Genomic DNA, 26,278 nt, shown 5'->3' on the forward strand with positions numbered 1-26,278 from the left:
GGGCTCATCAACTCGGTGGCCCCGGAACGCACCCCTGCGGTTCGGAGTTGCCACTGATGGTGAAGTCGCCGCAGGTCAGGAAGTGCTCCTGGTTCGCGCCGAGCGCGAACGAGGCCACACCGACCACGACGACCGCGATCACGACGAGGAATCGCCGACTCCTGCTGATGTCTTCGCCGAACTCGGGCCACATGACGCGGGCGAGCACCCAGATCGTGGCCGGCACGCTCAGCAGCGCCACGAAGACGGCGAGGAGATCGATCACGACCGTCAGCACATCGTCGGAGTCGAGCGGCACGAACGACAGCACCAGCCAGAGCGACGGCACCAGCAGAGCGAGCGCCTTCAGCACCCGCGGCCGTCCCCGGGGTTGGAAGAGAACGACGATCAGCGCGCCGACCGACGCCGCCCACACGGTGAGCAGTTGATCGAAGAAGAACGTCCCCCACGCGCCCAGCGTGAACGCCGGCCACCAGACCGCGATGCTCATGGCGATGATGACGACGCCCGTTGCACGCGCAGATGCGGGCGACCTCACGCCGACCGGCACGGGATCCGGGCGGCCATCGAGAGAGTCGGGTGACGGGCTGCTCACGCGCTCACGGTAACAGCCACTCCGACGTCACGACAGCGTTCCGCGGGAATGACGGGCGTTGACCGCGCTCAGCCGCCGATGGCGTTCATTCCGCGCGCGGGCTGCAGGAACGACGGGTCGTTGATCGCGTGTCCGGGCAGCTTGCCGTGCACGCACGAGCGCAGCATGGCGCCGATCCCCTCGGCACGCCGACCGGGGTCGGATGCCTCGTCGCCGCGCAGCACGCCGATCAGGTCGTACTCGGCGTTCGAGAACAGGCAGTTGCGCAGCTGACCGTCGGCAGTGAGGCGCAGTCGGTCGCAGGCTCCGCAGAAGGGCGCGGTGACCGAGGCGATCACACCCACCTCGTGCGGACCCCCGTCGATGCGCCATTTCTCGGCCGGCGCACCGCCGCGTCCGGGAACAGGCTCGAGGCTCCACCGCGCGCTGAGTTTCTCGAGGATCTCCTCGCGGGTGACCATCGACGCGCGGTCCCACGTGTGTCCGGCGTCGAGCGGCATCTGCTCGATGAAACGCAGCTGCGCACCGACCTCCATCGCGAACGCGACCAGATCGGGAAGCTCGTCGTCGTTCACGCCCCGCATCGCCACCGTGTTGAGCTTGAGCGGGCGGAGTTCGGATGCTGCCGCTGCCGCGATGCCCTCGAACACGTCGTCGATGCGATCGCGCCGTGTGAGGTCCGCGAAGCGCTGGCGATCGACCGTGTCGATGCTGATGTTCAGACGGGTGAGACCGGCGTCGATCAGGTCGGGCAGGTGCTTCGCGAGCGTGATGCCGTTCGTCGTCATGGCGACCTCGACGGGGCCGTCGTCACCCTCGATCGCCGCCACCCGACGCACCACGTCGACGATGTCGGCACGCAGCAGCGGCTCACCGCCCGTGAGCCGGAAGGTGCGGATGCCGAGGGATGCGGCGACCTGCGCCACCTCGACGATCTCGTCGGTCGACAGGATGCTGGTGCGTGCGAGCCATTCGTTGCCCTGCTCGGGCATGCAGTAGGTGCAGCGCAGCGAGCAGCGGTCGGTGAGCGAGATGCGCAGGTCGCGGTGCACTCGACCGTGGGTGTCGACGAGACCCTGCGACGCGGGCGCGGCGGCATCGAGGACTGCGGCGCTCGGCGCTCGCATCCCGATCACGACCGGCACGGCCGTCATCGCCGTCTCCCTCTCCCCGACATGTTCCGAGACTACCCGCGCCTCCGGCACCGTGGCCCGTGCGGGCACGAAGACCGGCATATTGCCAGGTCTCGGCGCCGGTCGGCTCAGACGAGGCCGCTCAGCTGCGGGTGGCCGGCGGAGAGGCCGAATCCGATCAGCCATCCGGGATTCCGTCAGCCATCCGGCGCAGCGGGGCGGACTCAGGTGACGGCGACGAACCGCATCAGCGCAGGATCCACCCGCAGCCGCAGCCTGTCGCCGACCGCCACCCCTCCGGCAGCATCCAGCGACAGGTCGACGGCCCCGGCATCGGTGTGCACGCGCACGCCCCCCAGCGTGGGCTCGATACGCGTCGCCACCGCCGGCCACGACTCCGGTCCTGCACTGGCGAGCCGCGCATCGCTCGGACGGAAGACCGCGGCGAGCGCAGCACCGTCCGTCGCAGCGAGAGCACGCGACGCAGGATCGTCACTGGTCAGCAGCACCTCGCCGCCGCGCCACCCTCCCCCGCTCGCCTCGCCCACCAGGCGGTTCAGGCCGGCGATCGAGGCCACAAACCCGGATGCCGGTGCGCCGAGCACATCGCGCACCGGACCCTCCTGCGTCACCCGACCAGCCTCGACGACGATCAATCGGTCGGCGAGTGCGACGGCATCCGCGGCATCGTGCGTGACCGCGACGGTCGTGGTCGAGACGAGCTGGTCGCGCAGCATCCGCCGGATATCGCCTGCCGTCTCGGGGTCGAGGGCGACGAGCGGCTCGTCGAGCAGCACGACCCGAGGGGATGCGGCGAGCGCACGCGCGACCGCGACGCGCTGCTGCTCGCCCCCGGACAGCTCGTGCGGCATCCGCCCTCCGGCTCCCGGGAGCCCGACGCGCGCGAGCCAGTCATCGGCGCCCGCTCGGGCGGCACGAACCTCGGTGCCCGCGGCTCGCGGCCCGAACGCCACGTTCTCGCGCACCGAGAGATGCGGGAACAGTCGCGGCTTCTGCCCCAGCAGCACGACACCGCGGCGCATCGGCTCGGTCCGCACCCGTGGCTGCGCGACCCGGTCGACGACGCGACCCTCGACCGCGATCTCGCCCCCGCCCAGCGGCTCGAGTCCGGCGAGTGTCTGCAGCAGCGTCGACTTGCCCGCACCGCTCGGCCCCATCACCGCGACCGTCTCGCCGACACCCACCTGCAGCGAGACGTCGACGGTGAAGTGCTCCCGCGGCACGACCACCTGGGCGCGCAGGCCATCCACCGCGCTCATCGAGCTGCCCCCGGTCGCCAGCCGCGCACGAGCAGCAGCACGAGGATCGCGGTGGCGAGCAGCAGCAGCGCCAGAGCGACCGCGGCGCCCTGGGTCACTCCTGCGCCGTTGAACGCGGTGTAGATCGCGAGCGGCATGGTCTGCGTGACCCCGAGGCGGTTGCCGGCGAAGAGCGCCGTGGCACCGAACTCGCCGATCGCTCTAGCGAAGCAGAGCACGACTCCCGCGACGATCCCCGGGGCGGCGAGCGGCAGTGTGATGCGACGCAGGATCGTCCAACGTCCGGCACCGAGCGCGGCGGCGGTGCGTTCGTACTCGACCCCCGAGGTGCGTACGGCACCCTCGACCGCCAGGACGAGGAAGGGTAGCGCCACGAAGACCTGCGCGAGCACGACGGCCGGGGTGCTGAACGAGAGCCCCAGCCCTCCGAACCACCCTGCGCGCCCGAACAGATAGAGCAGTGCGACGCCGCCGACCATCGGCGGCAGCACGAGCGGGATCGTGACGGCGGCACGCAGCACGGCGGCGAGACGAGGGCCAGAGCGGGCGATCGTCAGCGCCAGCGGTACCCCGATCAGGATGCACAGCACGGTGGCGATGAGGCCGGTGCCGAGCGACAGGAGCAGGGCCGATCGGGCGGCATCCGACGTCACGTCGGCGAGGAAGGTCGACCACTCGACCCGGGCGACCAACGCCGCGAGCGGCAGGATGAGGAACGCGAGGCCGATCGCGGCGGGGACGGCCAGCGCGCGCGGCGCGTATCCGCGCGCCCCGGACGCACTCACGGTGCTCCGAAACCGAAGTCGGCCAGGATGCTCTGGCCCTCCTCCGACAGCACGAAGGCGACGAACGCCTCGGCGGCGGCGCGGTGCGACGCCTCCGACAGAGTGGCGATCGGATAGTGGTTCACGACCTCGTCGGCGCCTTCGGGGACGATCACCTCGACGTCGTCGCGGTCGATCACATCGGTCGCGTACACGAGCCCGGCATCGGCCTCGCCCGCTGCGACCTTGGTGAGCACCGCGGTCACGTTCTGCTCGAGGCTGGCAGCGTCGACCGTGACACCGGCGTTCGAGAGCAGCGTCGCCGACGCCGTGCCGCACGGCACCTCGGGGGCGCAGAGCACCGTGGTGACGTCGGCCAGGTCGTCGAGGGTCTCGACGCCGCCGGGGTTGCCTGTCGGTACGGCGATCACGAGAGTGTTGGACGCGAACAGGGAGGGGTCGCCCGCGGCATCCTCGAGTTTCTGCATGTTCGCCTCATCGGCCGAGGCGAACACGTCGGCAGGGGCCCCCTCGAGCAACTGGGTGACCAGCGTCGACGATCCGTCGTACACGCCGCTGACGTCGACGTCGGGGTTCGACTCGGTGAACGCCGCGCCGATCTCGTCGAACGCCGCCGACAGCGAGGCCGCGGCGTAGACGGTGAGCTCGCCGCTCACCGAGCTGCCTGAGGCATCGTCAGTGGCAGCCGGCGTCGGTGCCCCGGCGCCGCCGGCGCATCCGGTCAGAGCGAGTGCTGTGGCGGTCAGGACGACCGTGGCCGTTCGGCGGAGAGCGCGGTTCACGGCTCAGCCCTTCGGCACTTCGACGACGACGGTGGTCGCCTTGACGGATGCGGTGGCGAGAGACCCCACCTCGAGATCCAGTTCGCGAGCGGCCTCGGCGGACATGAGAGAGACGACGCGGTGCGGACCCGACTGCAGATCGACCTGCGCGATGAGTCCGTCGATCTGCACGCGGGTCACGATGCCGACGAAGCGGTTACGAGCGCTCGAGAGCGCGTGATTCGACTCCTGCGCCTCTTCGGCCAGCTCCACCGCGCGTGCCGCCAGCGCATCTCCGGGGATCTCGGCCGGGACGGCGTCGGTCGTCGGCAGCAGGCCCTGGTCGATCCAGCGCCGCACCGTGTCATCGCTCACCCCGAGCAGCTGTGCCGCGCGTGAGATCCGAAAGCTCTGCATGGTCGAACATTACCGCAGAAGCGGATGCTGAGGGAGAAAAAAACCGCATCCGCGGAACCGTTTTGCTCCTGGCATGACCGTCCGCTCCGAACTCCGGCCGAATCCCCCTGCACCCGCCGCAATCGCGCACCCCGGGCATAGCCTGGGGGCATGCAGCCGCTCGTCGCTCCCGCGCCCGCCCTCGACCCGGCCGAACTCGTGCGCACCGCCAGGCACGCGGTGCTCGCAGGCATCGGAGAAGAGGGGCAGCGCCGCCTCGCCGCCGCCCACGTCACCGTCGTCGGCGCCGGCGGCCTCGGCTCCCCGGTTCTCCTCGCCCTCGCCGCGGCAGGAGTCGGCAGCATCGCGGTGATCGACGACGACATCGTCGAGTTGACTAATCTGCAGCGTCAGCTCGCACACCGCGTCGAGGACATCGGCAGACCCAAGACAACCTCGGCGGCGCGCGCGATCACCGCACTGTCGCCTGGGGCAGAGGTCGTGACGGCGGCGGAGCGGCTCGACTCCGACAACGCCGAGCGCTTATTCGCGGGGGCCGACATCGTGGTCGACACGAGCGACTCCTTCGCGACCCGGCGCGATGTCTCCGCCGCGACCGAGGCCCTCGGCATCCCCCTCGTGTGGGGCGCCGTGCAGGAGTGGCACGCGCAGGCGACCGTGTTCTGGTCGGATCCGCCCGAGGGGCACCCGCCCGTCGTCCTGGCCGATCTCTTCCCGCTCGGCACAGAGGGCGAGCCGCCGAGCTGCGCGCAGGTCGGCGTGCTCGGGGCCCTGTGCGTGCAGGTGGGCGGGATGCTGGCGGGCGAGGTCGTGAAGCTCATCACCGGCGCGGGCGAGCCGCTGCTCGGGCGCCTCGCCATCATCGATGCCCTCACCTCGAGACAGCACGAGATCGCGATCCGATCGGCGGTGTCGGCATGAGCGCCGCGGGCGGCAGCCGCCGCACGGTCGAGGAGCAGCTCGCCCTCGTTCTCGACGCCGCACGCGTTCTCCCGACCGAGAGTCGTGCGATCCGCGACGCCGCCCACCGCACCCTTGCGGAGCCCGCGACGGCGGCTCACGACATCCCCCTCTTCGACAACTCGGCGATGGACGGCTTCGCGGTGCGCGCGGCCGACGTGGCCGCGGCATCCGCCGACGACCCGGTGGTGCTGCGCGTGGTCGCCGACCTGCCCGCCGGGGTGTCCGACGACCCGCCTCTGGATGCCGGCGAGGCCGCGCGGATCATGACGGGCTCACCCACGCCGACCGCCGCTGATGCGATCGTGCCTTTCGAGGACACCGCCGGAGGACTCGCCGACTCGCTGGGCGAAGTGCGGGTACTGCGGGCACCCGCCGCACCGGGAGCATTCGTCCGCCGTCGCGGCGCCGACCTGCACGCGGGCGATGCCGTCGTGCTCGCCGGCGAGCGCCTCGGCGCGTTCCAGCTCGCGGCGGCCGTCGCCGCCGGGGTCGAGACCGTGTCGGTGACCCGGGCGCCGCGCGTGGCCGTGGTCTCGACGGGCAGCGAGCTGCTGTCGCCGGGTGAGCCGGCTGCCCGTGGTCGCATCCCCGACTCGAACGGCCCCTTGCTCGAGCTCCTCGTCGCCGACGCCGACGCAGAGGTCGTCCTCGTCGCCCGTGTCGCCGACGACGCGAATGCCGTGCGCGCGGTCACCGAGTCGGCGGTCGAACGCGGCGCCGATGTGATCGTCTTCACGGGCGGCGTGAGCGCCGGCGCCTACGAGCCGGTACGCGGAGCGTTCGACGGCCGCGGGGCCGTCGAGTTCGCGAGCGTCGCGATGCAGCCGGGCAAACCGCAGGCGTTCGGCGCTCTCGACTCCGGCACGCTCGTGTTCGGCCTGCCGGGCAACCCGGTGAGCGTCGCGGTCTCGTTCGAGGTCTTCGTGCGGCCGGCGCTGCTCGCCCTGCAGGGCCGCGCCGAGATCCAGCGCCCTCGCGCATCCTTCACGGCGGATGCCGCCTGGACCACCCCGCCTGGACGCCGCCAGTACCTGCCCGCCGTCGTCGATCTCGCGAACCGCACGGTGCGCCCGGCGACGGCCGGAGGCTCGGGATCGCATCTGGCGGGTGGGCTCGCGCGGGCGCGTGCGTTCGCGATCGTGCCGGCCGAGGTCGAGGCCGTCGCCGTGGGCGATGCGATCGATGTCATGCTGGTCGAATGAGCTTCACGCATCTCGATTCGGCCGGCCACGCGCACATGGTCGACGTGACCGGCAAGCAGCCGACAGTCCGCACAGCCACGGCTCGCGGCTTCGTCCGCTGCAGTCCCGAGGTCATCGCGGCGCTGCGCGACGGGACCGCCCCGAAGGGCGACGTGCTCGCTGTCGCCCGGATCGCCGGCATCCAGGCCGCCAAGTCGACGCCGACGCTGCTGCCGCTCGCGCACGTGATCGGCGTGCATCGGGCGAACGTCGAGCTCGACATCGTCGATGACGGCGTGCACGTCGAGGCGACCGTGGGCACTGCCGACCGCACGGGCGTCGAGATGGAGGCGCTCACGGCCGTCTCGGTGAGCGCCCTCGCGATCGTCGACATGATCAAGGGGCTCGACCGGTCTGTGGTCATCGAAGACGTGCGCGTCGTCGCGAAGTCGGGCGGACGCTCGGGCGACTGGGCGCGCGAGGGAGAGCCACGATGACGGTCCGCGTGCGCTACTTCGCGGCCGCCGCCGAGGCCGCGGGAGTGGATGCGGAGGATCGCGGCGAACACACCCTCGAGGCGCTTCGGGCGGCCGTCGTGGCCGAGCATCCGGCCCTCACCGACATCCTCCCGCGGTGCGCGGTGATGGTCGACGGTGTGCGCAGCGACGACGACCGCTCACTCGCCGACACCCAGCTGATCGACGTGCTGCCGCCGTTCGCCGGCGGCTGAGACGAGGGCCCAGTGCGGGCCGGCCTCGGCGCGGGCACGGCGCAGCTCGGGCGCGGCTCGGGCGCGACTCGAGCGCGGCTCCTTCTCACCGCGCCAGATCCGGTCAACCGCGCCAAACCCGGACCGCCCCACCCGAAACATCCGCATCTCGCGCGGTTCACCGGATCTCAGCAGGGGTCCCGGCCACAAACGGGCCCGGATCTCAGCCGCCGATGCCCTTCCACGCGGTCGTACCGTCTGACTCGAGCTGACGCTTCCATACGGGCAGTTCGCTCTTGATGTCTTCGATGACTGCACGGCACACCGCGAAGGCCTCAGCCCGATGCTCGGCGGCGACGGCGATCACGACCGCCGCGTCGCCGACGTCGAGGTGACCGATGCGGTGGCTCACCGCGACGACGACGCGCTCGTCGCCGACCGCCTCCTCCGCCGCCTTCTCGGCGATGCGCCGCAGCGCGGCCTCGGCATCGGGATGGGCGCTGTACTCGAGGCCCACCACCGGCGTCTGCGCATCGGGGTCGTTGTCGCGCACACGACCGATGAAGGTCGTGACTCCCCCCAGCGCGGGGTCGTCGACTGCGGCGAGGTGCGCCTCGAGGTCGAGCGGCTGCTCCGAGATCGCGGCGATCCGAACATCGTTCATGAGTGGTCTCCTCCATCGGTCTGATCCACGACATGTCGTGCGACGGTCAACACGACGGGAATGCCCGAGGCCACGGCCCTGGTCGAGCCGGGCAGGTTCACGATCAAGGCGCCTGCGGGGTCGGCGACCCCGGCGATGCCCCGCGACAGCAGCGACAGCGGGGTGTCGGCGAGCCCGGATCGACGCAGCTCCTCGGCGATCCCCGGAACCTCGCGCGTCACCACCTTGCGGGTGCCCTCAGGCGTCTGGTCCCGGGGCGAGACGCCCGTGCCACCCGTGGTCACGATCAGGCGCACGCCGCGAGCGACCGCCCGACGCAGAGCATCCGCGACGGAGTCGACGCCGTCAGCGATGATTTCGGCATCCGGGCAGTGCCACCCGGCATCCCGCAGCAGCCCCACGGCGATCGGGCCGCCGCGATCCTCCCGCTCCCCCGCGAACGATCGATCCGACACGGTGATCACACAGGCGGGCAGCGACGTCATGGCTCCACCCTAGGGCGCGCCCCGATGCGACGCACGGATCAGTTGACCCGCACGAGCGAGCGCTGCCATCCCGACGATCCGTTCGGGGCGATGGCCGCGCGCTCCTCGATCTGCAGGTCGCCGTTCTTGTTGATCGCGCGCACCGCCACGTAATGGGTTCCGGGCGTGGCATCCCACTCGAGGAACCACTGCACCCAGGTGTCCTCGTTGATCGGCGCCGAGAGCGTCGCGGGGGTCCAGTCGCCCTCGTCGATCTTCACCTCGACCCGCTCGATGCCCACCGACTGCGCCCAGGCGACCCCGGCGATCGGGATCTTCCCGGCGTCGACGGCGGAGCCGAGCTTGGGGGTGTCGATGCGCGACGAGAACTTGATCGGCGCCTCGGCGCTGTATCCGCGGGGCGTCCAGTACGCCTCGTCCTTCTCGAACGTCGTGACCTTGAGCTCGGTGAGCCACTTGGTCGCCGACACGTATCCGTACAGGCCCGGCACGACCATGCGCACCGGGAAGCCGTGCTCGAGAGGCAGGGGCTCGCCGTTCATGCCGACGGCGAGGATCGCATCGAGGTTGTCGTCGGTCAGAGCCGAGAGCGGCGTGCTGGCGGTGTATCCGTCGACGCTCTTCGACAGCACCATGTCGGCCCCCGACTTCACGCCCGCCTTCTTCAGCACGTCGCGCAGCGGCACGCCGAGCCACTTCGCGTTGCCGACGAGCTCGCCACCGACCTCGTTCGAGACGCAGGTGAGCGTGATCGCGTATTCGTCGAGACCCATGTCGAGGATGTCCTGGAAGCTCATCTCGACGCGCTGGTCGACCATGCCGTCGATCACGAGACGCCAGGTCGAGGGGTCGATGGTCGGCACGGTCAGTGCCGTATCGACGCGATAGAAGTCCTTGTTCGGGGTGAAGAGCTTGCTGAGGCCCGGGATGTCGAGCTCCGCGCCCTGCGGCACGGTCACCTTCGTTCCGGGAGAGGGGAGCTTGAGGGCCTCACGGATGTTCGCGACAGACGCCACCGTCATGCTCACTGCGCGTGAGGCGACGCCGACGATCACGGCGGATGCTCCGGCGATGCCGGCGAGCAGGAAGAACTGTCGGCGCCCGATCGGCTTCGCGATCGCGGGTGCATCCGCATCCGCATCCGCGTCCTGGGTCTCGACGCGGTCGTCGCCGACCGGCGCGACCGACGCCCGCCAGGCCCTCAGACGACGGACCAGGAGCACCATGATGATCGAGCCGGCGATGGTGCCGAGAACGGGAGGAAGGAAGGCGAGCGGCGTCACACCGGCCCGCGTCACGATGGCCGCGGTCGAGAGCGCCCCCGCGATCACCAGCGCGACGACTCCGAGCGGCGGTCGCACAAGTTGCAGGATGCCGCCGATCGCCGACGCGATCACGACGGCCAGACCGAGCCCCGCCAGCAGCGCGATCTTGTCGTACTCGCCGAAGGTCGCGATCGCGAACTCTTTGAAGGGCTGCGGCACGATATCGATCACGAAGCCGCCGACCGCCAGGATCGGACTCGCCGAACGGGCGAAGATCAGGGCGAAGAGCTCTGCGGTGGCGAGGAAGACACCACCGCTGATCAGCCCCGCGAGGGCTGCCCAGAAGAAGAAGCGGCGCCCTCGGCCGTGTGGCTTTGCCTGCTGTGACATGCTCTGCTCCTCGTTCGCCGCGACACTGTGGTCGAGGGTTGTTCGGAGCGGGGCCGCTATCGGATGGAGCAGCGGGCCGGCGGGGTCGCGTCAGAGAGGGCGGGCGGTGATCGTGTCGGCGCCCTGTGACTGGCGCAGCGTGCGCAGGCAGCGGGAGCAGAGGATCTCGACCGTGCGCGGATGGTTCTCGCCGCAGCCGCAGTCGATCGACACGCGCCACTTCGCCTTGCGGCCGCACGCCTCATAGGCCTCTTCGCCGCCGTGGTCGCATTCGCAGCGCTGCCGCCCGCGGTCGAGACCCGCGAGCTCGTCGAGAATCAACGCCTGATCGGCGTCGAGAGACCGGGATTCCGCTGTACTGACCACCTGCTGATGGTGCCAGGGTCCGGATGCTCGCGCAACATCGTTGTGAACGCCGGCGGCACCGCCGAACGGCCTTCCTCGTCGTCAGACCTGCACGACGTGCGGAGGAGGCGGGGGTGCGAGCTGCCGCTGCGGCACGCCGTGGGCCTCGCGGTGCAGGCGCTCCATGCGGCTGTCGAGCTCGGCGGCGGCCTCGGCGGCATCCGTCAGGCTCTCCACGAGATGCGAGGGCACCTGGTTCGAGAACTTGTAGTAGATCTTGTGCTCGAGGCTGGCCCAGAAGTCCATCGCGATCGTGCGGAACTGCACCTCGACCGGCACCGACAGCGCACCGGTGGACAGGAACACCGGCACTTCGATGATCGCGTGCAGGCTCTTGTAGCCGTTGTCCTTCGGGGTCGCGATGTAGTCCTTGACCGTGCGCACCGTCACATCATCCTGCGCGGTGAGCAGGTCGAACAGCCGGTACACGTCGGCGACGAAGCTGCAGGTCACGCGCACACCCGCGATGTCGGTGATCTCGGAGCGGATGCGTTCGAAGTCGGGCTCGGCGATGCCCTTGCGGGCGATCTTCTCGACGATGCTGTCGGGTGTCTTCAGCCGGCTCTTCACGTGCTCGATCGGGTTGTAGGCGTGGTGGTGGGTGAACTCATCACGCAGGATGCCGATCTTGGTCTCGACCTCCCGCATCCCGAACTCGTATTCACGCAGGAAGCGCTGGAACTCGTCACGGAGCTCCCGAGTCTGCTGGATCGCGTCGTCGGTGACCTGAAGGGACGTCATGCCTTCGACGTTATCCGTCCGTGATCGGAAGTGGCTGTGGATCGTCGATGAGAGTCGAGCGCCTTGACGATGTCGGAGGCCCGGTCTAGAACGGAACACATGACCACCCCCGGAGAGAAGTGGACCGCCGCGTACGTCGAGGCCTGGAAATCGAACGATCCCCAGCACATCGCCGCCCTCTTCAGCGACGACGCGAAGTATCTGACGAACCCCGATTCCGAGCCGCGGGTCGGGCGCGCCGACATCGTCGCCGGCTGGCTCGAGGATCTCGACGAGCCTGACGCGTGGACGTTCGAGTGGTGGATCGTCCGAGAGGATGCTGGTTTCGTCGTGATCGAAGGACGCACGAAGTATCCCGCGGAGCGCGACTACCTGAACCTGTGGATCGTCCGGCTGGATGCCGAGGGGCGGGCGACGGAGTTCACGGAGTGGTACATGCCGCGCCCGCACCAGGACTGACCAGCGACGACGCCAAGGCCGTGAGGTTTGCGTTAGGGACGCCCGTGCGGCCGTAGGGATTCCGTGAGGATCACGTAAGGGACGCGTGTGCAGGCGTAATGTCGCCCGACGTGTCAGATGAAACCCGCGACGTCACGGACGCCCCGCCCCGCGTCAAGCGCATCCTCATCGGCGACCCGCTGACGAGCGCTCAGGTCGACGATCAGCTGCTCCCCAAGAAGATGGCGCTGCCGATCTTCGCGTCGGATGCACTGAGTTCGGTGGCGTATGCGCCGCAGGAGTTGGTGATGATCCTGCTCATCGGCGGGCTGACCTTCCTGTCGTTCACCCCGCTCGTCGCTGTCGCGGTCATCGTGCTGCTCATCGTCGTGGTGCTCAGCTACCGCCAGCTCATCAGGGCCTACCCCTCGGGTGGCGGTGACTACGAGGTCGCGTCGAAGAACCTCGGCGAGATCCCCGGCGTCATCGTGGCGGCGGCTCTGCTGGTCGACTACGTGCTGACGGTCGCGGTGTCGGTGGCATCCGGCGTCGACAACATCATCTCCGCGGTCCCCGGGCTCGACCCGCTGCGAGTCGAGCTCGCGGTCGGCTTCGTGATCCTCATCATCCTCGTGAACCTGCGCGGGGTGCGCGAGGCGTCGCTCGTGTTCGCGATCCCCACCTACGTCTTCATCGGCTCGGTCGGCTTCATGATCGTGACCGGCCTGATCCGCACCTTCCTCGGCGATGCGCCCGTCGCCTCCAGCGCCGAGTTCGCGGTGCACTCCGAAGACCTCGGGCAGGCCGCGGTGATCCTGCTGATCCTGCGCGCCTTCTCGAGCGGATGCTCCGCCCTCACCGGCGTCGAGGCCGTGTCGAACGGCGTGCCCGCGTTCCGCACGCCGAAGGTGCGCAACGCGCAGACCACACTCGTGCTCATGGGCTCGATCGCCGCGTGCCTGTTCGCCGGCCTCACCGCGCTCGCGCTGATCTCGGGTGTGCACTACGCCGAGAACCCCTGCGACCTGATCGGCTTCGACTGCTCGAATCCGCAGCCGAGCCTCATGGCGCAGATCGCCTCGGCGACCTTCGGCGGCGGCAGCATCCTGTTCTTCATCATCCAGGCGGCGACGGCCTGCGTGCTGCTGCTCGCTGCGAACACCGCCTTCAACGGCTTCCCCCTGCTCGGCTCGGTACTCGCCCGCGACGGCTACGCCCCCAAGTCGCTGAACACCCGCGGTGACCGACTCGTGTTCTCGAACGGCATGATCGTGCTCGGCATCGCCGCGATCGTGGTGCTGGTCGTGTTCCAGGCGAAGCTGACAACGCTGATCCAGCTGTACATCATCGGCGTCTTCGTGTCGTTCTCGCTGGGGCAGATCGGCATGGTGCGGCACTGGCGGCGAGCACTGCGAGGCCCGGATCCCGTCGAGGGCAGCGATCGCCGCTCGGCGAAGATGGGGCTGCTCATCAACTCCGTCGGTGCGGCGATGACGGTGACCGTGCTGCTGATCGTGACGATCACCAAGTTCACGCATGGCGCGTATCTGGTGTTCTTCGCCATTCCGGTTCTCGCGTTCCTGATGATGGGCGTCAAGCGCTACTACCGCGATGTGGAGCATGAGATCGCCCTCGACGACACCACCAGATTCGGCGCGACCGGCGATCTCGCCATCGTGCTCGTCAATCGGCTGCAGAAGCCGGTCATCAAGGCGATCGACTACGCGGTCGCGGCCAAGCACGGCAAGACCCTCGCGGTGCACGTCGCCGTGGCATCCGACGATGCCGCCCACCTGCAGAAGGAATGGGCGGATCACCTGGTGCCGATCCCGCTCGTGATCGTCGAGTCGCCCTACCGGTCGTTCGCGCAGCCGGTGACGCAGTTCATCACGCAGTACCGCGAGAAGCACGGGTCGTCGGTGGTCACCGTCTACCTGCCGCAGTACATCGTGGGGCACTGGTGGGAGAGCTTCCTGCACAACCGTCGCGCCCGCCGCCTCGCCAATCAGCTGATGCTCGTGCACGGCGTGACGATCACACTCGTGCCCTGGTTGCTCGACTCGTCGGAGCTGATCTACGGTCGACGCTCGCGGCCGTTGCCCGGCCAGGAGCGAGCCGGGCGTCCGGTGGTCGTGCAGGGCCGTCGCGCGCACCGCCCAGAAGGCCCGCCGGAGAGCTGAGCCCCGAGTCCCGCCCTTCCGGCGAGACCGACATCTTCGGACGAGACCCACGTGCAGGCGGTGGGTCTCGTCCGGCGAGGTCGGTCTCGACGGGTCGGCTTCTCGACGAGGCGGCTGCTCGAGGGGTCGGCTGCTCGACGGGGCAGCCGTCAGGATGCCGCGAGCACCCCGCCGAGGATGCCGGCCGCCTCGACGAACCTCGACGGGTCGGCGTTGGCGTAGTTGAGGCGCACATACTCGCCGGAGGGCTCGGCCGGGAACCATTCGGAGCCCGGCGAGATGACGAGTCCGCGAGACTCGCACCCGCGCACCACCGCGTCGACATCCGTGCCGTCGGGAAGACGTGCCCACAGGTTTAGTCCCCTGACGGGACTGTCTCGACGACCGCCGCCGGGGCGTGCTCGGCGAGACTCGACAGCAGCAGGTCTCGCCGCATCCGCAGCTGTTCGCGGAACCCGCGCAGATGGGTCGTCCACGCGGGCTGCGTCACCACATCGAGAGCCGCCGTCTGCAGCAGTCCGCTGACGTACATCGACTCGGCCGCGCGGTCGGCGAGGATGCGCTCACGCGCCGGCCCCCGGGCGATCACAGCCGCGACGCGCAGAGCCGGCGACACGCTCTTGGTCAGCGAGCGCAAGTACACGACGTGGCCGTCGTCATCCCGTGCAGCCAGCGGCCGGACATCACCGTCGATCGCGAGGTCGTGCGCCCAGTCGTCCTCGATGAGGAAGGCACCGTGGCGGCGCACCGTCTCGAGCACTGCCAGTCCTATCGCTGTGGGCCATCGCGCGCCGGTCGGGTTCGCGAACGTCGGCTGTGCGTAGAACGCGCGAGCGCCCGTCTCGGTGAAGGCCCGGTCGACGGCATCCGGATCAGGACCGTGCGGCCCCGACGGGATCGGCACCAGCACGACACCTGCCTGCTCGGCCGCGAGCAGCGCCCCCCAGTACGTGGGCGATTCGATCAGCAGCGGCTGACCGGCGCCGACCACGGCCCGGAAGATCGAGCTCAGACCGCTCTGGCTGCCCGCGATCACGAGCGCATCGCGGGCGGATGCCGGGGTGACGTCTGCCGGCGCGGATGCCGCGAGCTCGGCCGCGAACCACTCCTGCAGCTCGGGCAGTCCCGCCGCGGGCGAGCGGGTGAGCGCCGATGGGGTGCGGGCGGCGCGGGTGATCGCCTGACGCACGAGGCGCTCGGGAAGAAGGTCGACCGCGGGGTACCCGGAGTGCATGCCGATCGCATCCGGTGCGACCGTTCGCTGGGTCGATGTGAGCCCGGCGAGCCGCGCGGGGGGCGCCCCGAGAGCTGCGGTCTGCCATCCGTAGTCGGCGGGATGCCGCGGGCGCTGCGCTCGCACGAAAGTTCCCGCGCCCGGTCGGGATTCGACCAGGCCGAGGCGCGCCAGCTGCGCCATCGCCTTCTGCACCGTGACCGGGCTCGCCCCGTACTCGGCCACGAGAGCCCGATTCGACGGCACCCGCGCCCCCGGCGTCGCGGTGGAGACCCACGCGCGTACTCCGCGCACGATTCTGTCGCTGCTATCGTTGCCCATGACAGTAGATAGTAGCGTTATCCACCCCGAGCGGGGAGTGCTATCCCGACGAGCGGGTCTGGGATGGGGTCTGCTCGGGGTCGTGGGGTTCTCGTTCACCCTCCCTCTCACACGCATCGCGGTCGGCGGACTCTCGCCGCTCTTCATCGGGTCAGGCCGAGCGGTCGCCGCTGCGGTGCTCGCCGCCATCGCGCTCGCGGTCACGCACCAGCATCCGCCGACGAAGACCCAGTGGGCACGACTCGCGATCGTCGCGGCCGGCGTGGTGGCCGGGTTCCCGCTGCTCACCTCGTTCGCGATGACCACTGCGCCCGCCAGCCATGGCGCCGTCGTGATCGGGCTGCTCCCCGCAGCGACCGCCGCGCTCGTGGTCGTGCGCACCCGCGAGCGACCGCCCGCCTCGTTCTGGCTGTTCGCCGGCGCGGGTGCCGGCGCTGCCGTGCTGTTCGCCTCGATGCAGAACGGAGGCATCGGCGACCTGAACGGGGCTGACCTGCTGTTGTTCGGCGCCGTTCTCGCCGCCGCGATCGGATACGCCGAGGGCGGCCTGCTCGCCCGCGAGCTCGGCTCGTGGCAGACCGTGTCGTGGGCGTTGGTGGTCGCCGCTCCGGTCATGACAGCACTCACCATCGTCGCCGCCGTCGACCAGCCACCCGCGGCGACATCAGGCGAATGGCTGGCCTTCGGGTATCTCGCGGTCGTGAGCATGTTCCTCGCATTCTTCGCCTGGTATCGAGGCCTCGCCATCGGGCCGATGGCGCAGGTCAGTCAGATCCAACTCGTCCAGCCCGTCCTGGGCATCGCCTGGGCCGCACTGCTGCTGCACGAGACCGTCGGATGGTCGACGGCCATCGGCGGCCTCGCTGTCATCGCCTGCGCCGCGCTCGCCGTGCGCACGCGATCGCCGGGCATCCGCTCTCGCCGTTCCGTCCGCCCGCCCCGCCACCCTTCCGAGGAGTCCTGATGCGCCACACACCCCGCTACCTGATGACCGATCCGCTCGAGGTGAAGCGCCTCATCCGAGACAATCCGTGGGCGACGTTCGTCTCGCCGACGAGCACCGGCCTCGTCGCCTCGCACTATCCGGCGCTGTTGCTCGACGACGAAGACGGCATCGTCATAGCCAGTCACTTCGGTCGCCCCGACGAACAACTGCACGAGCTCGGCCTGCACGAGGTGCTCGTGATCATCCAAGGGCCGCACGACTATGTGTCGCCGAGCCTCTACGCGCCGGGCGAGCTCGTGCCGACGTGGAACCACGTCACCGCGCACCTGTACGGCACACCCGAGATCCTCAGTGAGGACGAGAACTACGCCATGCTCGCGCAGCTCACCGACCACTTCGAGAGCGGCAACCCGCATGGGCGAAGCCTCTCGGACGACGAAGCCGGCACCCGTCGCGCGGCGAAGGGCACGGTCGGGTTGCGCCTGCGCGTCGAGCGCTTCGACGCCCGCGCCAAGCTGAGTCAGAACAAGTCGCCCGAGGTGCGTGAGAACATCGCCGCCAGCTTCGACGAGACGAACCCCGCGCTCGCCGTCGAGATGCGGGGGTCCTCCTCATCGGAGTGAGTCCACCGAGACCCATCGTCCCGGCCGAGACCCCCGCGCAGGCGGTGGGTCTCGGCCGCCGCGGTGGGTCTCGGCCGCTTGAACAGGCTGGGGCTCAGAGCTCGGCGACCCCGTCGATCACGAAGATGAACAGGTCGCGCACGATGTCGACCGCCTCGTGTCTGTCACGGTCGCGCACAGCGGTGACGAGGGCGTCGACAGCTGACCTCAGCATCGCCGGGTTGCGCGATCGACTCAGCGAGCGGATGCCGAACACCAGCGCCGTGCGCTTCGACGCGTGCGATTCAGCGAGGTAGGGATTGCGGGAGAACTCCGCGAGCATGTGCAGCAGGTCCCAGAGTCCTTCGGCGCCGACGACCTGATCCTGGGCATCGTCCGACCACAGCGTCGCGACCTCGGCCGCCCGCTCTGTGAAGCTCTCGACCTGCGCATCCGTGGCAGCGACCACGCCGAGATCGGCGGCGGCGATCGACAGGCCCGAGCACTCTGCGGCGACCGCGACGAACCAGGCGCTCGTGGGAGTCACGACCGCCGAGGCGCGGTTCGGTCGATGCTCGACCAGGTGCATGGCATCCAGGACGCTGAGGGCTGACCGCACGGTCGCAGCGGCGACGTCGAGCCGGTGCACGAGCGCCGTGACCGAGAGCGAGTCGCCCGGGCCGAGATCTCCCGCCTCGATCGAGCGTGCGAGCGAGTCGACGACGGCATCCGCCCTCGATCTGACGAGCGGTGGCACGGGAGCCGTCCGCCCCAGCAGACGAGTCGAGAGCAACCTGTCGATCCGCTCGTCGGGCATCGTCATTCCCCGGCGGCTTCAGCGCGAAGGGGTTCAATGACCGAGCGCTCGAACAGGGGCTCGATGAGTCCGCGCAGCCCCTCGCCGTCGCGGTCGCGCAGCAGTTCACGCATTCGTTCGAGCACCGTGCGCATGTACGCCATGAGCTCTTCGTCGACCGGCTGATCCGGAACGGTCCTCGTCAGGTGCATGGCGAGACGGCCGTCGAGGATGTCGACCATGGTCTGGTTGTGCGCGCTCAGCACGAGCTCTGCCCACAGCGCGTACCAGAGCGCGAGGCCTTGGCGATTCGTGGTCCACGCGAGCTCGCTCGCGAGGATGCCGTCGATATGGACCTCCATCGCCGCGACCTGCTCATCGGTGTAGGTGGGCACGACCTTGACCGCGCAATAGCCGATCATCGCGACGGCGGTCTCGACGCGGTCGGCCTGCGCGTTCAGGTCGACGGGTGCGACCCGGGTGAAGCGGTTGGTGCTGACCTCGATGAGTCCGAGGTCGGCGAGGCGGTTCAGAGCCTCACGGATGGGTGTGCGGGAGATGCCGTACTCCGCCTGGAGATCTTGGTCACGGATCTCCTCGAGAGGCGGCCGGACGCCCGTGATGATCTCTTCGGCCAGCGTGGCGAAGACCTGGTCGCGGATGAGCTGCCGCGGCCGGATCGGCAGAGGAGCGCTGACTTCGTCCACTGGCACACTTTATGCCCGCGACATATCGGTGCACCACACATCAGGCACTGAAATTTCAGCGGGTTCTCGCGGGTGTGCGTAGCGTTGATACATGGGGCAGCGGTTCACAGACGGCGCAACTCCCCTTTCAGCGCCCGGATTTCCCCAGATCCCCTTGACCTGAGTCGCTGCCCTCTCTTCTCCCTGAAGCGATGCCCCGCACCCCAGCGGGCTCAGCAGTGGCGCCTATGGGCGCTTGAAGACGTCATGGTCGCCGACGCGACGCCAACGGATTCTCACCTCACCGTGAACCGTGATGATCTCGAACGTGGCGCGACCGTCGGGCGAGGAGAACGACCACGTCATCTCGAGGATTCCCGGGGCTGATCGTACGGATTTCACTCTCAGCGAGGCTGGCCACGGCGTCGAGGGGGCCTCAGCGTAGGCATCGCAGGCGGGGATGAACTTCTCTCGCAGCACCTTCCTGAACTCAGCCAGGTGCACGGGTTTCAGTCTGCGGACGTCACCGTCGAAGCTCGGAGTGGTCTCGAACTTCACTGCTCGGACTCGACGGCGCCGAGACTTTCGAGGAAGTCCTCCGCGCTGGCGAAGGAGGTCACATTCCCTGCCTCCACGTGCTGGTCGACTTCACGCTCTCGCTTCTGCCAACGCTCGGTCCAGAACCACGCCTGGTCTGCAGGAACTGGTACCGCTGCCCGAAGCTCGACTACTCCATCCGGGCGTTCGGTCACCTCGAGCTGGGTTCCCGGCTCGTTGAGGCGCAGACGCTCGCGGACACTCGCTGGGAGAGCGATGAGCCCTCGACTCTGGACCCCGACATACCCGTGAAACTCTGCGGTGGACATACGTCGATCGTATCGCAATCAGCTTCACCGAAAAGCTGTTTAGCAGTATTCCGGTTGCGCAACGACGAGAATGCGGGTCTCAGTCCTCGTCCCAGGGGAGCTTCACCACGGGCAGGATGTAGATCCTCCCCATCACGGCGCTCGGATGCTTCGCCATGAAACTCGCGGCCTGGTCGATCGACTCGGCGGTGACGATGTCGTAGCCCGCGAACCACTCCTTGAACTCGGGGAACGGGCCGTCGGTGACGAGCACCTTGCCGTCTCGCACTGCCACCGACTTCGCTTCCTCGGGGCCGGCGACGGGAGCGCCTTCGCCGAGACTGTCGGCGGCCCTGCCCTCATCCGCCCAGTCTTCGAGCAGGCGCTGATCCTCGCCCTGCGACATCGTGCCGCCGGTCGGGTCGGTCATGTGGATCACGAGGTACTTGTTGCTCATCTGCTCTCTCCATTCGGTGTGCGCCCGGGGTCCCCGGGGCGAAAGGCGCCGCGAGCTCGTCGCGGCGCCGGGTCAGGTGGATGATCTCGGCGGCGTTGTCAGCGAGGTCGATCGCGCGCGCATAGGCAGCCAGCGCATCGTCCGGTCGGTCCGCGGCGCGCAGCAGCTCTGCGCGTGTCACGTGGAAGGCATGGAACCGGTCGAGCGCGTCGCGCAGCGTCTCCACGATCAGCAGCGCCTCTTCCGGTGAGTCCCGCTCAGCGACGGCGACCGCCTTGCTGAGCGTCACGACCGGGCTCGAATCGATCCGCTCGAGCTGCTCGTAGAGCCCGACGATGCGCGCCCAGTCGGTCTGCTCGGCATCCGTCGCCCGCACGTGCACGGCGTTGATCTCGGCCAGCAGCCGGTGACGACCGGGAGCCGCGGTGGGTGGCCCGTCGAGCAGTGCGAGGCCCCGAGCGATGAGTCCCTGGTCCCACGCCCCGCGGTCCTGTTCGTCCAGGCGCACCAGTTCACCGCCGTCGGTGACTCGCGCTGCGGCTCGCGCCTCGCTGAGCAGCATCAGCGCCAGCAGACCCGCGACCTCCGCGTCGTCGGGCAGCAGCTCGCGGAGCAGCCCGGTGAGCCTGATGGCCTCCCCTGTCAGCTCCCGACGCAGCGCGGGCACTCCTGACCCCGACGCGAAGTATCCCTCGTTGAAGATCAGATAGAGCACTGCGAGCACTCCGTCGATCCGGATGCGGAGGTCGTCAGCAGCGGGCATCCGATACGGGATCCGGTCGGCCTTGATCTTCGCCTTGGCGCGGGTGATGCGCTGCCGCACCGCGGACTCCTGGATGAGGAATGCCCGGGCGATCTCCTCGACGGTGAGCCCGCCCACGATCCGCAGAGTCAGGGCCACGCGCGCCTCGAGCGACAGCGCAGGGTGGCAGCAGGTGAAGAGCAAGCGCAGACGATCGTCGTCGATGGCGCCCGTCGGCTCCGGCGGTTCGGGATCGTGCAGCATGAGCGCCTCCCGCTGCTTGGCATCACGGAAAGACTCGCGACGCAGCCGATCGATGGCCTTGCGGTAGGCCGTGGTGGTGATCCAGCCTGCGGGGTTGGGCGGCATGCCCTCCTCCGGCCAGAGCTCAGCGGCCGAGGCGAACGCCTCAGCAGCCATCTCCTCGGCGAGGTCGAGATCACCGCACCGTCGGGTGAGACCTCCCACGATGCGCGCCCACTCGTCGCGATAGACCTGCGTGACGCGCGCTGCGACGTCGGCGCTCACCGAGAACCCTCGATCCGACCCCGTCGCCGCGTCACCTGTGCTCGCTCCGTCCGCTCGGTCGAGCAGGTTCCGTTCCGATCCTGCCGTCAGGACGATCATCCCGGTTCCCCGCTTCCGCCGGAAGAGATGCGCGCCCAGAGGCGGCGAGCGCGCACCCGGAGAGAAGGACGCCGGATCAGCCCCGGATGCTCGAGCGCCTCCCGACGTCGCACGATCAGCTCCTCGGCGTGTTCCGCCTCGAGCCGGTAGACGAGGTTCGCCACCATCGGGTCGTTGTACATGTCACCACCGCGCCTCTCGTGTCTGAGGCCACCCGACTCGGTCGCCTCCTACCTTCACCACGAACGACGACGGACGGATGCGACAACGAGGCGAAAAAACTCGCACGAGTCCGAGATGTGAGCAAGTCGCATGCATCCTGCACGGCCCCGTAGGCAAAGCGTGAGGATCGCCATATGCCGGTCCGCACGGGAGTTGTATCGAGTCTCGTGCTCGACATCATCTACATCGCGCTGACTCTCGCGCTGTTCGCCCTCGTCTCCCTGGTTGCGAAGGGGGTGGAGCGGCTGTGATCGTCTTCGAGATCATCGCCGCCGCCCTCGCCGTGGCCGCCGTCGTCTACCTCGTGGTGGCTCTCGTCGACCCGGAGAAGTTCTGATGGGCGCGGGCACCGAACTCTGGTTCGGCATCCTGCAGGCCGCGGTCCTCATCGTCGCGATCGTGCTGCTCTACCGCCCGATGGGCGACTACATGGCGCACGTCTTCAGCACCCCGCGTGACCTGAAGGTCGAACGGGGCATCTACCGCCTGATCGGTGTCGACCCGGCATCCGAGCAGACCTGGCGGGCCTACGCCCGCAGCGTCCTCGCGTTCTCCGTCGTCGGCCTGCTGCTCGTCTACGGCCTGCAGCGACTGCAGGGGTTCCTGCCCGAATCTCTCGGACTCCCGGCGGTTCCTGAGGGCCTGGCCTTCAACACCGCGGCGTCGTTCGTCGCGAACACCAACTGGCAGTCGTACTCGCCCGAGCAGACCATGGGCTACACCGTGCAGCTCGCCGGCCTCACGGTGCAGAACTTCGTCTCGGCCGCCGTCGGCCTGGCCGTCGCGGTAGCACTGATCCGCGGTCTCTCACGGCGCGGGTCGACCACGATCGGCAACTTCTGGGTCGACCTGATCCGCGGACTCGGACGCATCCTGCTGCCGATCGCTCTCATCGCCGCGATCGCCCTCATCTCTGGCGGCGTTGTGCAGAACTTCGCCGGCTTCACGGATGTGACCACGGTCTCGGGTGGCACGCAGACGATCCCCGGCGGACCGGTCGCCTCGCAGGAGGCCATCAAACTGCTCGGCACGAACGGCGGCGGTTTCTTCAACGCCAACTCCGCGCATCCGTTCGAGAACCCGACCGGCTGGACCAACCTGCTGCAGATCCTGCTGATCCTCGTGATCCCGTTCGCGCTCCCCCGCACGTTCGGGCGCATGATCGGCGACAACCGCCAGGGCTATGCGATCGCGGCCGTGATGGGCACCATCTTCCTGATCTCGACCTTCGCGCTCTCGGCCCTCGAACTCGCCGGCCGCGGCAGCGCCCCCGAGCTCGCGGGTGCGGCGATGGAGGGCAAGGAGGTGCGCTTCGGCATCCTCGGCTCCACCCTGTTCGGCAGCGCCAGCACGTTGACGTCGACCGGTGCGGTCAACTCGATGCACGACTCGTACACCGCGCTCGGCGGCATGATGCCGATGCTCAACATGATGCTCGGCGAGGTCGCCCCCGGCGGCGTCGGCTCCGGCCTCTACGGCATGCTCGTGCTCGCGATCATCGCGGTGTTCGTCGGCGGACTGCTCGTCGGCCGCACCCCCGAGTACCTCGGCAAGCGCATCGGCCCGAAGGAGATCAAGCTCGCGAGCCTGTACATCCTCGTGACGCCGACTCTCGTGCTGGCAGGCACGGCGCTGAGCTTCGCGGTTCCCGGCATCCGGGCGGATGTCGAGTCGACGAGCATCCTGAACCCCGGCGTGCACGGCATGAGCGAAGTGCTCTATGCCTTCACCTCGGCCGCGAACAACAACGGCTCGGCGTTCGCCGGACTCACCGCGAACACCCCGTGGTTCAACACCGCGCTGGGCATCGTGATGCTGCTCGGCCGGTTCCTGCCGATCGTGCTCGTGCTGGCTCTGGCCGGATCCTTCGCCGCACAGCAGCGCGTGCCGGAGAACACCGGAACACTGCCCACGCACCGACCGCAGTTCGTCGGTCTCCTCGCCGCCGTCGCGGTCATCATCACGGCACTCACCTACTTCCCCGTGCTCGCACTGGGACCCCTCGCTGAAGGACTCGTCTGACATGACTTCGAACGTTTCGTCTCGCTCCGCTCGCTCAACGACCGGGGAACCTGAACAGCAGGATGCTGCGGCATCCGACTCCGCTCCCGCTGCACCGCCGCGCTCGTTCGGCTGGGCGCAGCTGACGCAGGCCCTCCCCGGGGCCCTGCGCAAGCTCAACCCCGCATCGCTCGTGCGCAACCCCGTGATGCTGCTCGTCTGGGTCGGAGCCGCGTTCACGACCGTGCTCGCGATCGCCGAGCCGTTCCTCGGCGGCCCCGCCGACTCGGGCGGAACGTCGGTGCCCGCACCGTTCACCTGGGGCATCGCGATCTGGCTGTGGCTGACCGTGCTGTTCGCCAACGTCGCCGAGTCGGTAGCCGAGGGGCGCGGCAAGGCGCAGGCCGCGAGCCTTCGCAAGACCCGCACGAGCACGATGGCCCGCAAGGTCGTCTCCTCGGTGAGCTCAGGAACCCGAGGAGGTTGGGTCGCTGAGCCTGTCGAAGCGCCCGAGACGATCGACGTCTCATCGGCCGAGCTGCAGCGCGACGACATCGTGATCGTCACGGCGGGTGAGCTGATCCCCGGCGACGGCGACATCGTCGCGGGCATCGCGACCGTCGACGAGTCGGCGATCACCGGCGAAAGCGCCCCGGTCATCCGCGAATCCGGCGGCGATCGCAGCGCCGTCACGGGCGGCACGCGAGTGCTGTCGGACCGCATCGTCGTGCGCATCACGTCGAAGCCGGGCGAGACGTTCGTCGACCGCATGATCGCGCTCGTCGAGGGCGCCAGCCGTCAGCGCACGCCGAACGAGATCGCACTGAACATCCTGCTCGCCAGCCTGTCGATCGTCTTCGTCGTTGTCGTGCTCGCGCTCAACCCGATCGCCTCGTACGCGGCGTCGCCCGTCAGCATCCCGGTGCTGATCGCCCTGCTCGTGTGCCTCATCCCGACCACGATCGGCGCCCTGCTCTCGGCCATCGGCATCGCCGGCATGGACCGTCTCGTGCAGCGCAACGTGCTCGCGATGTCGGGCCGTGCGGTCGAGGCCGCGGGAGATGTCACGACCCTGCTGCTCGACAAGACCGGCACCATCACCTACGGCAACCGCCGCGCCCACGAGGTGTTGCCCCTGCCGGGCGTCGACCCCGACGAACTGCTGCGCGTCGCGGCGCTGTCGTCGCTCGCCGACCCGACCCCCGAGGGCGCCTCGATCGTCGAGCTGGCGCTGAGCCGCGGCATCCGGGTCGACGAACCGGCGGATGCCGTGGTCGTGCCCTTCACTGCCCAGACCCGAATGTCGGGCCTCGACCTCGCCGACGGCACGCAGATCCGCAAGGGGGCAGGCTCGGCGATCAGCGCCTGGCTCGGACTCGGGTCAGATGCCGAACTCGCCGGTCTTGTCGACGGAGTCGCGTCCAGCGGCGGGACCCCGCTGGTGGTCGCCGTGCGGATGGCTGACACCGCCACCACCCGGTCGTTGAGCGAGGACGCGCCAGCGACCGAGACGAAACGCGGTGAGGAAGCGCTCGACGCAGGTCACCGCGTTTCGTCTCGGGGCTTCGCTCCTCGCTCAACGACCGAGACAGGGGGCTCCGCTCCTCGCTCAACGACCGGGGAGGAGGGCGTGGGCCGGGTGCTCGGCGTCGTGCACCTCAAGGACATCGTGAAAGACGGCCTGCGCGAGCGGTTCGAGGAGCTGCGCAGCATGGGCATCCGCACGGTCATGATCACGGGCGACAACCCGCTGACCGCCGCCGCGATCGCGAAGGAGGCGGGCGTCGACGACTTCCTCGCCGAGGCGACTCCCGAGCAGAAGCTCGAGCTGATCAAGCGCGAACAGGAGGGCGGGCGGCTCGTCGCCATGACCGGTGACGGCACGAACGACGCCCCGGCCCTCGCCCAGGCCGATGTCGGCGTCGCGATGAACACCGGCACGTCGGCCGCGAAGGAGGCCGGCAACATGGTCGACCTCGACTCGGATCCGACCAAACTGATCGACATCGTGCGCATCGGCAAGCAGCTGCTCATCACGCGCGGAGCACTCACGACGTTCTCGCTCGCGAACGACATCGCCAAGTACTTCGCCATCATCCCGGCGATGTTCATGGGGGTCTTCCCCGGGCTCGCGGCGCTCAACATCATGCAGCTGCACTCACCGGCATCCGCCGTGACCAGCGCGATCATCTTCAACGCGATCGTGATCGTGTTCCTGATTCCGCTGGCGCTTCGAGGGGTGAAATACCGGCCGGCGAGCGCGTCGCAGATCCTGCAGCGCAACCTGCTCGTCTACGGCCTGGGCGGGGTGATCGCGCCATTCATCGGCATCAAGCTGATCGACCTCGCCATCACCCTCATCCCCGGTTTCTGACCCCACATCGTGAGGCCGACACTGCGTTTCGTC

Annotated in this window: 28 protein-coding genes and 1 pseudogene; 11 read left to right on the forward strand and 18 right to left on the reverse strand. The window is 69.2% G+C overall.

The genetic code is table 11. The features are described 5' to 3' along the window. Nucleotides 1-7 precede the first annotated feature (7 nt). From ACZZZN_RS13545 to ACZZZN_RS13570, 6 genes are all read right to left on the reverse strand, one after another. A complete protein-coding gene (locus ACZZZN_RS13545) occupies nt 8-595 on the reverse strand; it encodes a hypothetical protein (protein WP_463505658.1) in 588 nt (195 codons plus the stop codon). 68 nt (nt 596-663) lie between these two features. Beyond that, complete coding sequence (moaA, locus tag ACZZZN_RS13550; RefSeq protein ID WP_463505659.1) at nt 664-1,749, reverse strand: GTP 3',8-cyclase MoaA; 1,086 nt, start codon at nt 1,747-1,749, stop codon at nt 664-666. A 203-nt stretch (nt 1,750-1,952) separates the two neighbouring features. Then, complete coding sequence (locus ACZZZN_RS13555; protein ID WP_463505660.1) at nt 1,953-3,008, reverse strand: sulfate/molybdate ABC transporter ATP-binding protein; 1,056 nt, start codon at nt 3,006-3,008, stop codon at nt 1,953-1,955. Continuing rightward, a complete protein-coding gene (locus tag ACZZZN_RS13560; protein WP_463505661.1) occupies nt 3,005-3,793 on the reverse strand; it encodes an ABC transporter permease in 789 nt (262 codons plus the stop codon). The genes ACZZZN_RS13555 and ACZZZN_RS13560 overlap by 4 nt, the downstream gene beginning before the upstream one ends. After that, nucleotides 3,790-4,575 carry a molybdate ABC transporter substrate-binding protein gene (modA, locus tag ACZZZN_RS13565; RefSeq protein WP_463505662.1) on the reverse strand — a complete coding sequence of 262 codons (786 nt, stop codon included), beginning with the start codon at nt 4,573-4,575 and terminating at the stop codon, nt 3,790-3,792. Before modA ends, ACZZZN_RS13560 begins: the two co-directional genes overlap by 4 nt. A 3-nt stretch (nt 4,576-4,578) precedes the next feature. Further along, on the reverse strand, nt 4,579-4,971 hold the full coding sequence (locus ACZZZN_RS13570) for a TOBE domain-containing protein (protein WP_463505663.1): 393 nt from the start codon (nt 4,969-4,971) through the stop codon (nt 4,579-4,581). A 150-nt stretch (nt 4,972-5,121) separates the two neighbouring features. Here ACZZZN_RS13570 and ACZZZN_RS13575 point away from each other — a divergent pair, with 150 nt between their 5' ends. The 4 genes from ACZZZN_RS13575 to ACZZZN_RS13590 are packed head-to-tail and all read left to right on the forward strand — an operon-like array spanning nt 5,122 to nt 7,845. Beyond that, entirely contained in the window at nt 5,122-5,892 is a 771-nt protein-coding gene (locus ACZZZN_RS13575) for a HesA/MoeB/ThiF family protein (protein WP_463505664.1), read from the forward strand. After that, a complete protein-coding gene (locus tag ACZZZN_RS13580; RefSeq protein ID WP_463505665.1) occupies nt 5,889-7,136 on the forward strand; it encodes a molybdopterin molybdotransferase MoeA in 1,248 nt (415 codons plus the stop codon). The genes ACZZZN_RS13575 and ACZZZN_RS13580 overlap by 4 nt, the downstream gene beginning before the upstream one ends. Beyond that, on the forward strand, nt 7,133-7,612 hold the full coding sequence (gene moaC / locus ACZZZN_RS13585) for a cyclic pyranopterin monophosphate synthase MoaC (RefSeq protein ID WP_463505666.1): 480 nt from the start codon (nt 7,133-7,135) through the stop codon (nt 7,610-7,612). The genes ACZZZN_RS13580 and moaC overlap by 4 nt, the downstream gene beginning before the upstream one ends. Continuing rightward, nucleotides 7,609-7,845, forward strand: a complete 237-nt coding sequence (locus tag ACZZZN_RS13590) for a MoaD/ThiS family protein (protein WP_463505667.1) — start codon at nt 7,609-7,611, stop codon at nt 7,843-7,845. The genes moaC and ACZZZN_RS13590 overlap by 4 nt, the downstream gene beginning before the upstream one ends. Nucleotides 7,846-8,047: 202 nt before the next feature. Here ACZZZN_RS13590 and ACZZZN_RS13595 read toward each other — a convergent pair whose 3' ends face one another. From ACZZZN_RS13595 to ACZZZN_RS13615, 5 genes are all read right to left on the reverse strand, one after another. Next, nucleotides 8,048-8,488, reverse strand: a complete 441-nt coding sequence (locus tag ACZZZN_RS13595; protein ID WP_463505668.1) for a molybdenum cofactor biosynthesis protein MoaE — start codon at nt 8,486-8,488, stop codon at nt 8,048-8,050. Beyond that, nucleotides 8,485-8,973, reverse strand: a complete 489-nt coding sequence (locus tag ACZZZN_RS13600) for a MogA/MoaB family molybdenum cofactor biosynthesis protein (protein ID WP_463505669.1) — start codon at nt 8,971-8,973, stop codon at nt 8,485-8,487. The genes ACZZZN_RS13595 and ACZZZN_RS13600 overlap by 4 nt, the downstream gene beginning before the upstream one ends. 38 nt (nt 8,974-9,011) lie before the next feature. Beyond that, nucleotides 9,012-10,628, reverse strand: coding sequence for a molybdopterin-dependent oxidoreductase (locus tag ACZZZN_RS13605; protein ID WP_463505670.1), 1,617 nt, complete (start codon nt 10,626-10,628; stop codon nt 9,012-9,014). A gap of 90 nt (nt 10,629-10,718) precedes the next feature. Beyond that, nucleotides 10,719-10,994, reverse strand: coding sequence for a hypothetical protein (locus ACZZZN_RS13610; RefSeq protein ID WP_463505671.1), 276 nt, complete (start codon nt 10,992-10,994; stop codon nt 10,719-10,721). Between the two features lie 81 nt (nt 10,995-11,075). Then, nucleotides 11,076-11,774 (reverse strand): GTP pyrophosphokinase, encoded by a 699-nt coding sequence (locus ACZZZN_RS13615; RefSeq protein ID WP_290161120.1) that lies wholly within the window; start codon nt 11,772-11,774, stop codon nt 11,076-11,078. A gap of 99 nt (nt 11,775-11,873) precedes the next feature. Here ACZZZN_RS13615 and ACZZZN_RS13620 point away from each other — a divergent pair, with 99 nt between their 5' ends. Together ACZZZN_RS13620 and ACZZZN_RS13625 are read left to right on the forward strand one after the other, a co-directional pair. Continuing rightward, a complete protein-coding gene (locus ACZZZN_RS13620; protein WP_463505672.1) occupies nt 11,874-12,233 on the forward strand; it encodes a nuclear transport factor 2 family protein in 360 nt (119 codons plus the stop codon). 98 nt (nt 12,234-12,331) lie between these two features. Then, the gene (locus ACZZZN_RS13625) at nt 12,332-14,392 is read left to right on the forward strand and encodes an APC family permease (RefSeq protein ID WP_463505673.1); all 2,061 of its coding nucleotides are present in this window, start codon (nt 12,332-12,334) and stop codon (nt 14,390-14,392) included. Between the two features lie 149 nt (nt 14,393-14,541). Here ACZZZN_RS13625 and ACZZZN_RS13630 read toward each other — a convergent pair. Then, nucleotides 14,542-15,947, reverse strand: a pseudogene (locus ACZZZN_RS13630) (aminotransferase-like domain-containing protein). On the opposite strand from ACZZZN_RS13630, the gene ACZZZN_RS13635 reads away from it, so the two are divergent. Continuing rightward, entirely contained in the window at nt 15,946-16,911 is a 966-nt protein-coding gene (locus ACZZZN_RS13635; RefSeq protein WP_463505674.1) for a DMT family transporter, read from the forward strand. The pseudogene ACZZZN_RS13630 and the gene ACZZZN_RS13635 sit on opposite strands and share 2 nt — an antisense overlap. Continuing rightward, nucleotides 16,911-17,516, forward strand: coding sequence for an FMN-binding negative transcriptional regulator (locus ACZZZN_RS13640; RefSeq protein ID WP_463505675.1), 606 nt, complete (start codon nt 16,911-16,913; stop codon nt 17,514-17,516). Before ACZZZN_RS13635 ends, ACZZZN_RS13640 begins: the two co-directional genes overlap by 1 nt. 94 nt (nt 17,517-17,610) lie before the next feature. Here the strand turns inward: ACZZZN_RS13640 and ACZZZN_RS13645 are convergent, their stop codons facing one another. From ACZZZN_RS13645 to ACZZZN_RS13670, 6 genes are all read right to left on the reverse strand, one after another. After that, a complete protein-coding gene (locus tag ACZZZN_RS13645) occupies nt 17,611-18,318 on the reverse strand; it encodes a GntR family transcriptional regulator (RefSeq protein ID WP_463505676.1) in 708 nt (235 codons plus the stop codon). Continuing rightward, nucleotides 18,315-18,998, reverse strand: a complete 684-nt coding sequence (locus ACZZZN_RS13650) for a GntR family transcriptional regulator (RefSeq protein WP_463505677.1) — start codon at nt 18,996-18,998, stop codon at nt 18,315-18,317. The genes ACZZZN_RS13645 and ACZZZN_RS13650 overlap by 4 nt, the downstream gene beginning before the upstream one ends. A gap of 533 nt (nt 18,999-19,531) precedes the next feature. Next, nucleotides 19,532-19,843 (reverse strand): AbrB/MazE/SpoVT family DNA-binding domain-containing protein, encoded by a 312-nt coding sequence (locus tag ACZZZN_RS13655; RefSeq protein ID WP_463505678.1) that lies wholly within the window; start codon nt 19,841-19,843, stop codon nt 19,532-19,534. Between the two features lie 79 nt (nt 19,844-19,922). Next, complete coding sequence (locus ACZZZN_RS13660) at nt 19,923-20,279, reverse strand: YciI family protein (protein ID WP_463505679.1); 357 nt, start codon at nt 20,277-20,279, stop codon at nt 19,923-19,925. Beyond that, nucleotides 20,182-21,549 carry an RNA polymerase sigma factor gene (locus tag ACZZZN_RS13665; protein WP_463505680.1) on the reverse strand — a complete coding sequence of 456 codons (1,368 nt, stop codon included), beginning with the start codon at nt 21,547-21,549 and terminating at the stop codon, nt 20,182-20,184. Before ACZZZN_RS13665 ends, ACZZZN_RS13660 begins: the two co-directional genes overlap by 98 nt. Before the next feature lie 95 nt (nt 21,550-21,644). Continuing rightward, entirely contained in the window at nt 21,645-21,830 is a 186-nt protein-coding gene (locus ACZZZN_RS13670; protein WP_463505681.1) for a hypothetical protein, read from the reverse strand. A gap of 287 nt (nt 21,831-22,117) precedes the next feature. Between ACZZZN_RS13670 and kdpF the strand changes: the two genes are divergently transcribed. The 3 genes from kdpF to kdpB are packed head-to-tail and all read left to right on the forward strand — an operon-like array spanning nt 22,118 to nt 26,245. Beyond that, nucleotides 22,118-22,207: a K(+)-transporting ATPase subunit F gene (kdpF, locus tag ACZZZN_RS13675; RefSeq protein ID WP_463505682.1), complete on the forward strand. Its 90-nt coding sequence runs from the start codon at nt 22,118-22,120 to the stop codon at nt 22,205-22,207. Further along, entirely contained in the window at nt 22,207-23,892 is a 1,686-nt protein-coding gene (gene kdpA, locus ACZZZN_RS13680) for a potassium-transporting ATPase subunit KdpA (protein ID WP_463505683.1), read from the forward strand. Before kdpF ends, kdpA begins: the two co-directional genes overlap by 1 nt. A gap of 1 nt (nt 23,893) precedes the next feature. Further along, nucleotides 23,894-26,245, forward strand: coding sequence for a potassium-transporting ATPase subunit KdpB (kdpB, locus tag ACZZZN_RS13685; RefSeq protein WP_463505684.1), 2,352 nt, complete (start codon nt 23,894-23,896; stop codon nt 26,243-26,245). Nucleotides 26,246-26,278: the final 33 nt, after the last annotated feature.

The sequence above is a fragment of the Microbacterium sp. AC145 genome (assembly GCF_979258505.1).

Bases quoted from the DNA above. Each gene is read 5' to 3' on its own strand.
- ACZZZN_RS13615 (WP_290161120.1), bottom strand. From the start codon at position 11,774: ATGACGTCCCTTCAGGTCACCGACGACGCGATCCAGCAGACTCGGGAG.
- ACZZZN_RS13655 (WP_463505678.1), bottom strand. From the start codon at position 19,843: ATGTCCACCGCAGAGTTTCACGGGTATGTCGGGGTCCAGAGTCGAGGG.
- kdpB (WP_463505684.1), top strand. From the start codon at position 23,894: ATGACTTCGAACGTTTCGTCTCGCTCCGCTCGCTCAACGACCGGGGAA.
- ACZZZN_RS13620 (WP_463505672.1), top strand. From the start codon at position 11,874: ATGACCACCCCCGGAGAGAAGTGGACCGCCGCGTACGTCGAGGCCTGG.
- ACZZZN_RS13575 (WP_463505664.1), top strand. From the start codon at position 5,122: ATGCAGCCGCTCGTCGCTCCCGCGCCCGCCCTCGACCCGGCCGAACTC.
- ACZZZN_RS13600 (WP_463505669.1), bottom strand. From the start codon at position 8,973: ATGACGTCGCTGCCCGCCTGTGTGATCACCGTGTCGGATCGATCGTTC.
- ACZZZN_RS13660 (WP_463505679.1), bottom strand. From the start codon at position 20,279: ATGAGCAACAAGTACCTCGTGATCCACATGACCGACCCGACCGGCGGC.
- ACZZZN_RS13635 (WP_463505674.1), top strand. From the start codon at position 15,946: ATGACAGTAGATAGTAGCGTTATCCACCCCGAGCGGGGAGTGCTATCC.
- ACZZZN_RS13595 (WP_463505668.1), bottom strand. From the start codon at position 8,488: ATGAACGATGTTCGGATCGCCGCGATCTCGGAGCAGCCGCTCGACCTC.
- ACZZZN_RS13625 (WP_463505673.1), top strand. From the start codon at position 12,332: ATGTCGCCCGACGTGTCAGATGAAACCCGCGACGTCACGGACGCCCCG.
- ACZZZN_RS13670 (WP_463505681.1), bottom strand. From the start codon at position 21,830: ATGTACAACGACCCGATGGTGGCGAACCTCGTCTACCGGCTCGAGGCG.
- ACZZZN_RS13605 (WP_463505670.1), bottom strand. From the start codon at position 10,628: ATGTCACAGCAGGCAAAGCCACACGGCCGAGGGCGCCGCTTCTTCTTC.
- moaA (WP_463505659.1), bottom strand. From the start codon at position 1,749: ATGACGGCCGTGCCGGTCGTGATCGGGATGCGAGCGCCGAGCGCCGCA.
- ACZZZN_RS13640 (WP_463505675.1), top strand. From the start codon at position 16,911: ATGCGCCACACACCCCGCTACCTGATGACCGATCCGCTCGAGGTGAAG.
- ACZZZN_RS13570 (WP_463505663.1), bottom strand. From the start codon at position 4,971: ATGCAGAGCTTTCGGATCTCACGCGCGGCACAGCTGCTCGGGGTGAGC.
- ACZZZN_RS13555 (WP_463505660.1), bottom strand. From the start codon at position 3,008: ATGAGCGCGGTGGATGGCCTGCGCGCCCAGGTGGTCGTGCCGCGGGAG.
- ACZZZN_RS13590 (WP_463505667.1), top strand. From the start codon at position 7,609: ATGACGGTCCGCGTGCGCTACTTCGCGGCCGCCGCCGAGGCCGCGGGA.
- moaC (WP_463505666.1), top strand. From the start codon at position 7,133: ATGAGCTTCACGCATCTCGATTCGGCCGGCCACGCGCACATGGTCGAC.
- ACZZZN_RS13645 (WP_463505676.1), bottom strand. From the start codon at position 18,318: ATGACGATGCCCGACGAGCGGATCGACAGGTTGCTCTCGACTCGTCTG.
- kdpA (WP_463505683.1), top strand. From the start codon at position 22,207: ATGGGCGCGGGCACCGAACTCTGGTTCGGCATCCTGCAGGCCGCGGTC.
- ACZZZN_RS13580 (WP_463505665.1), top strand. From the start codon at position 5,889: ATGAGCGCCGCGGGCGGCAGCCGCCGCACGGTCGAGGAGCAGCTCGCC.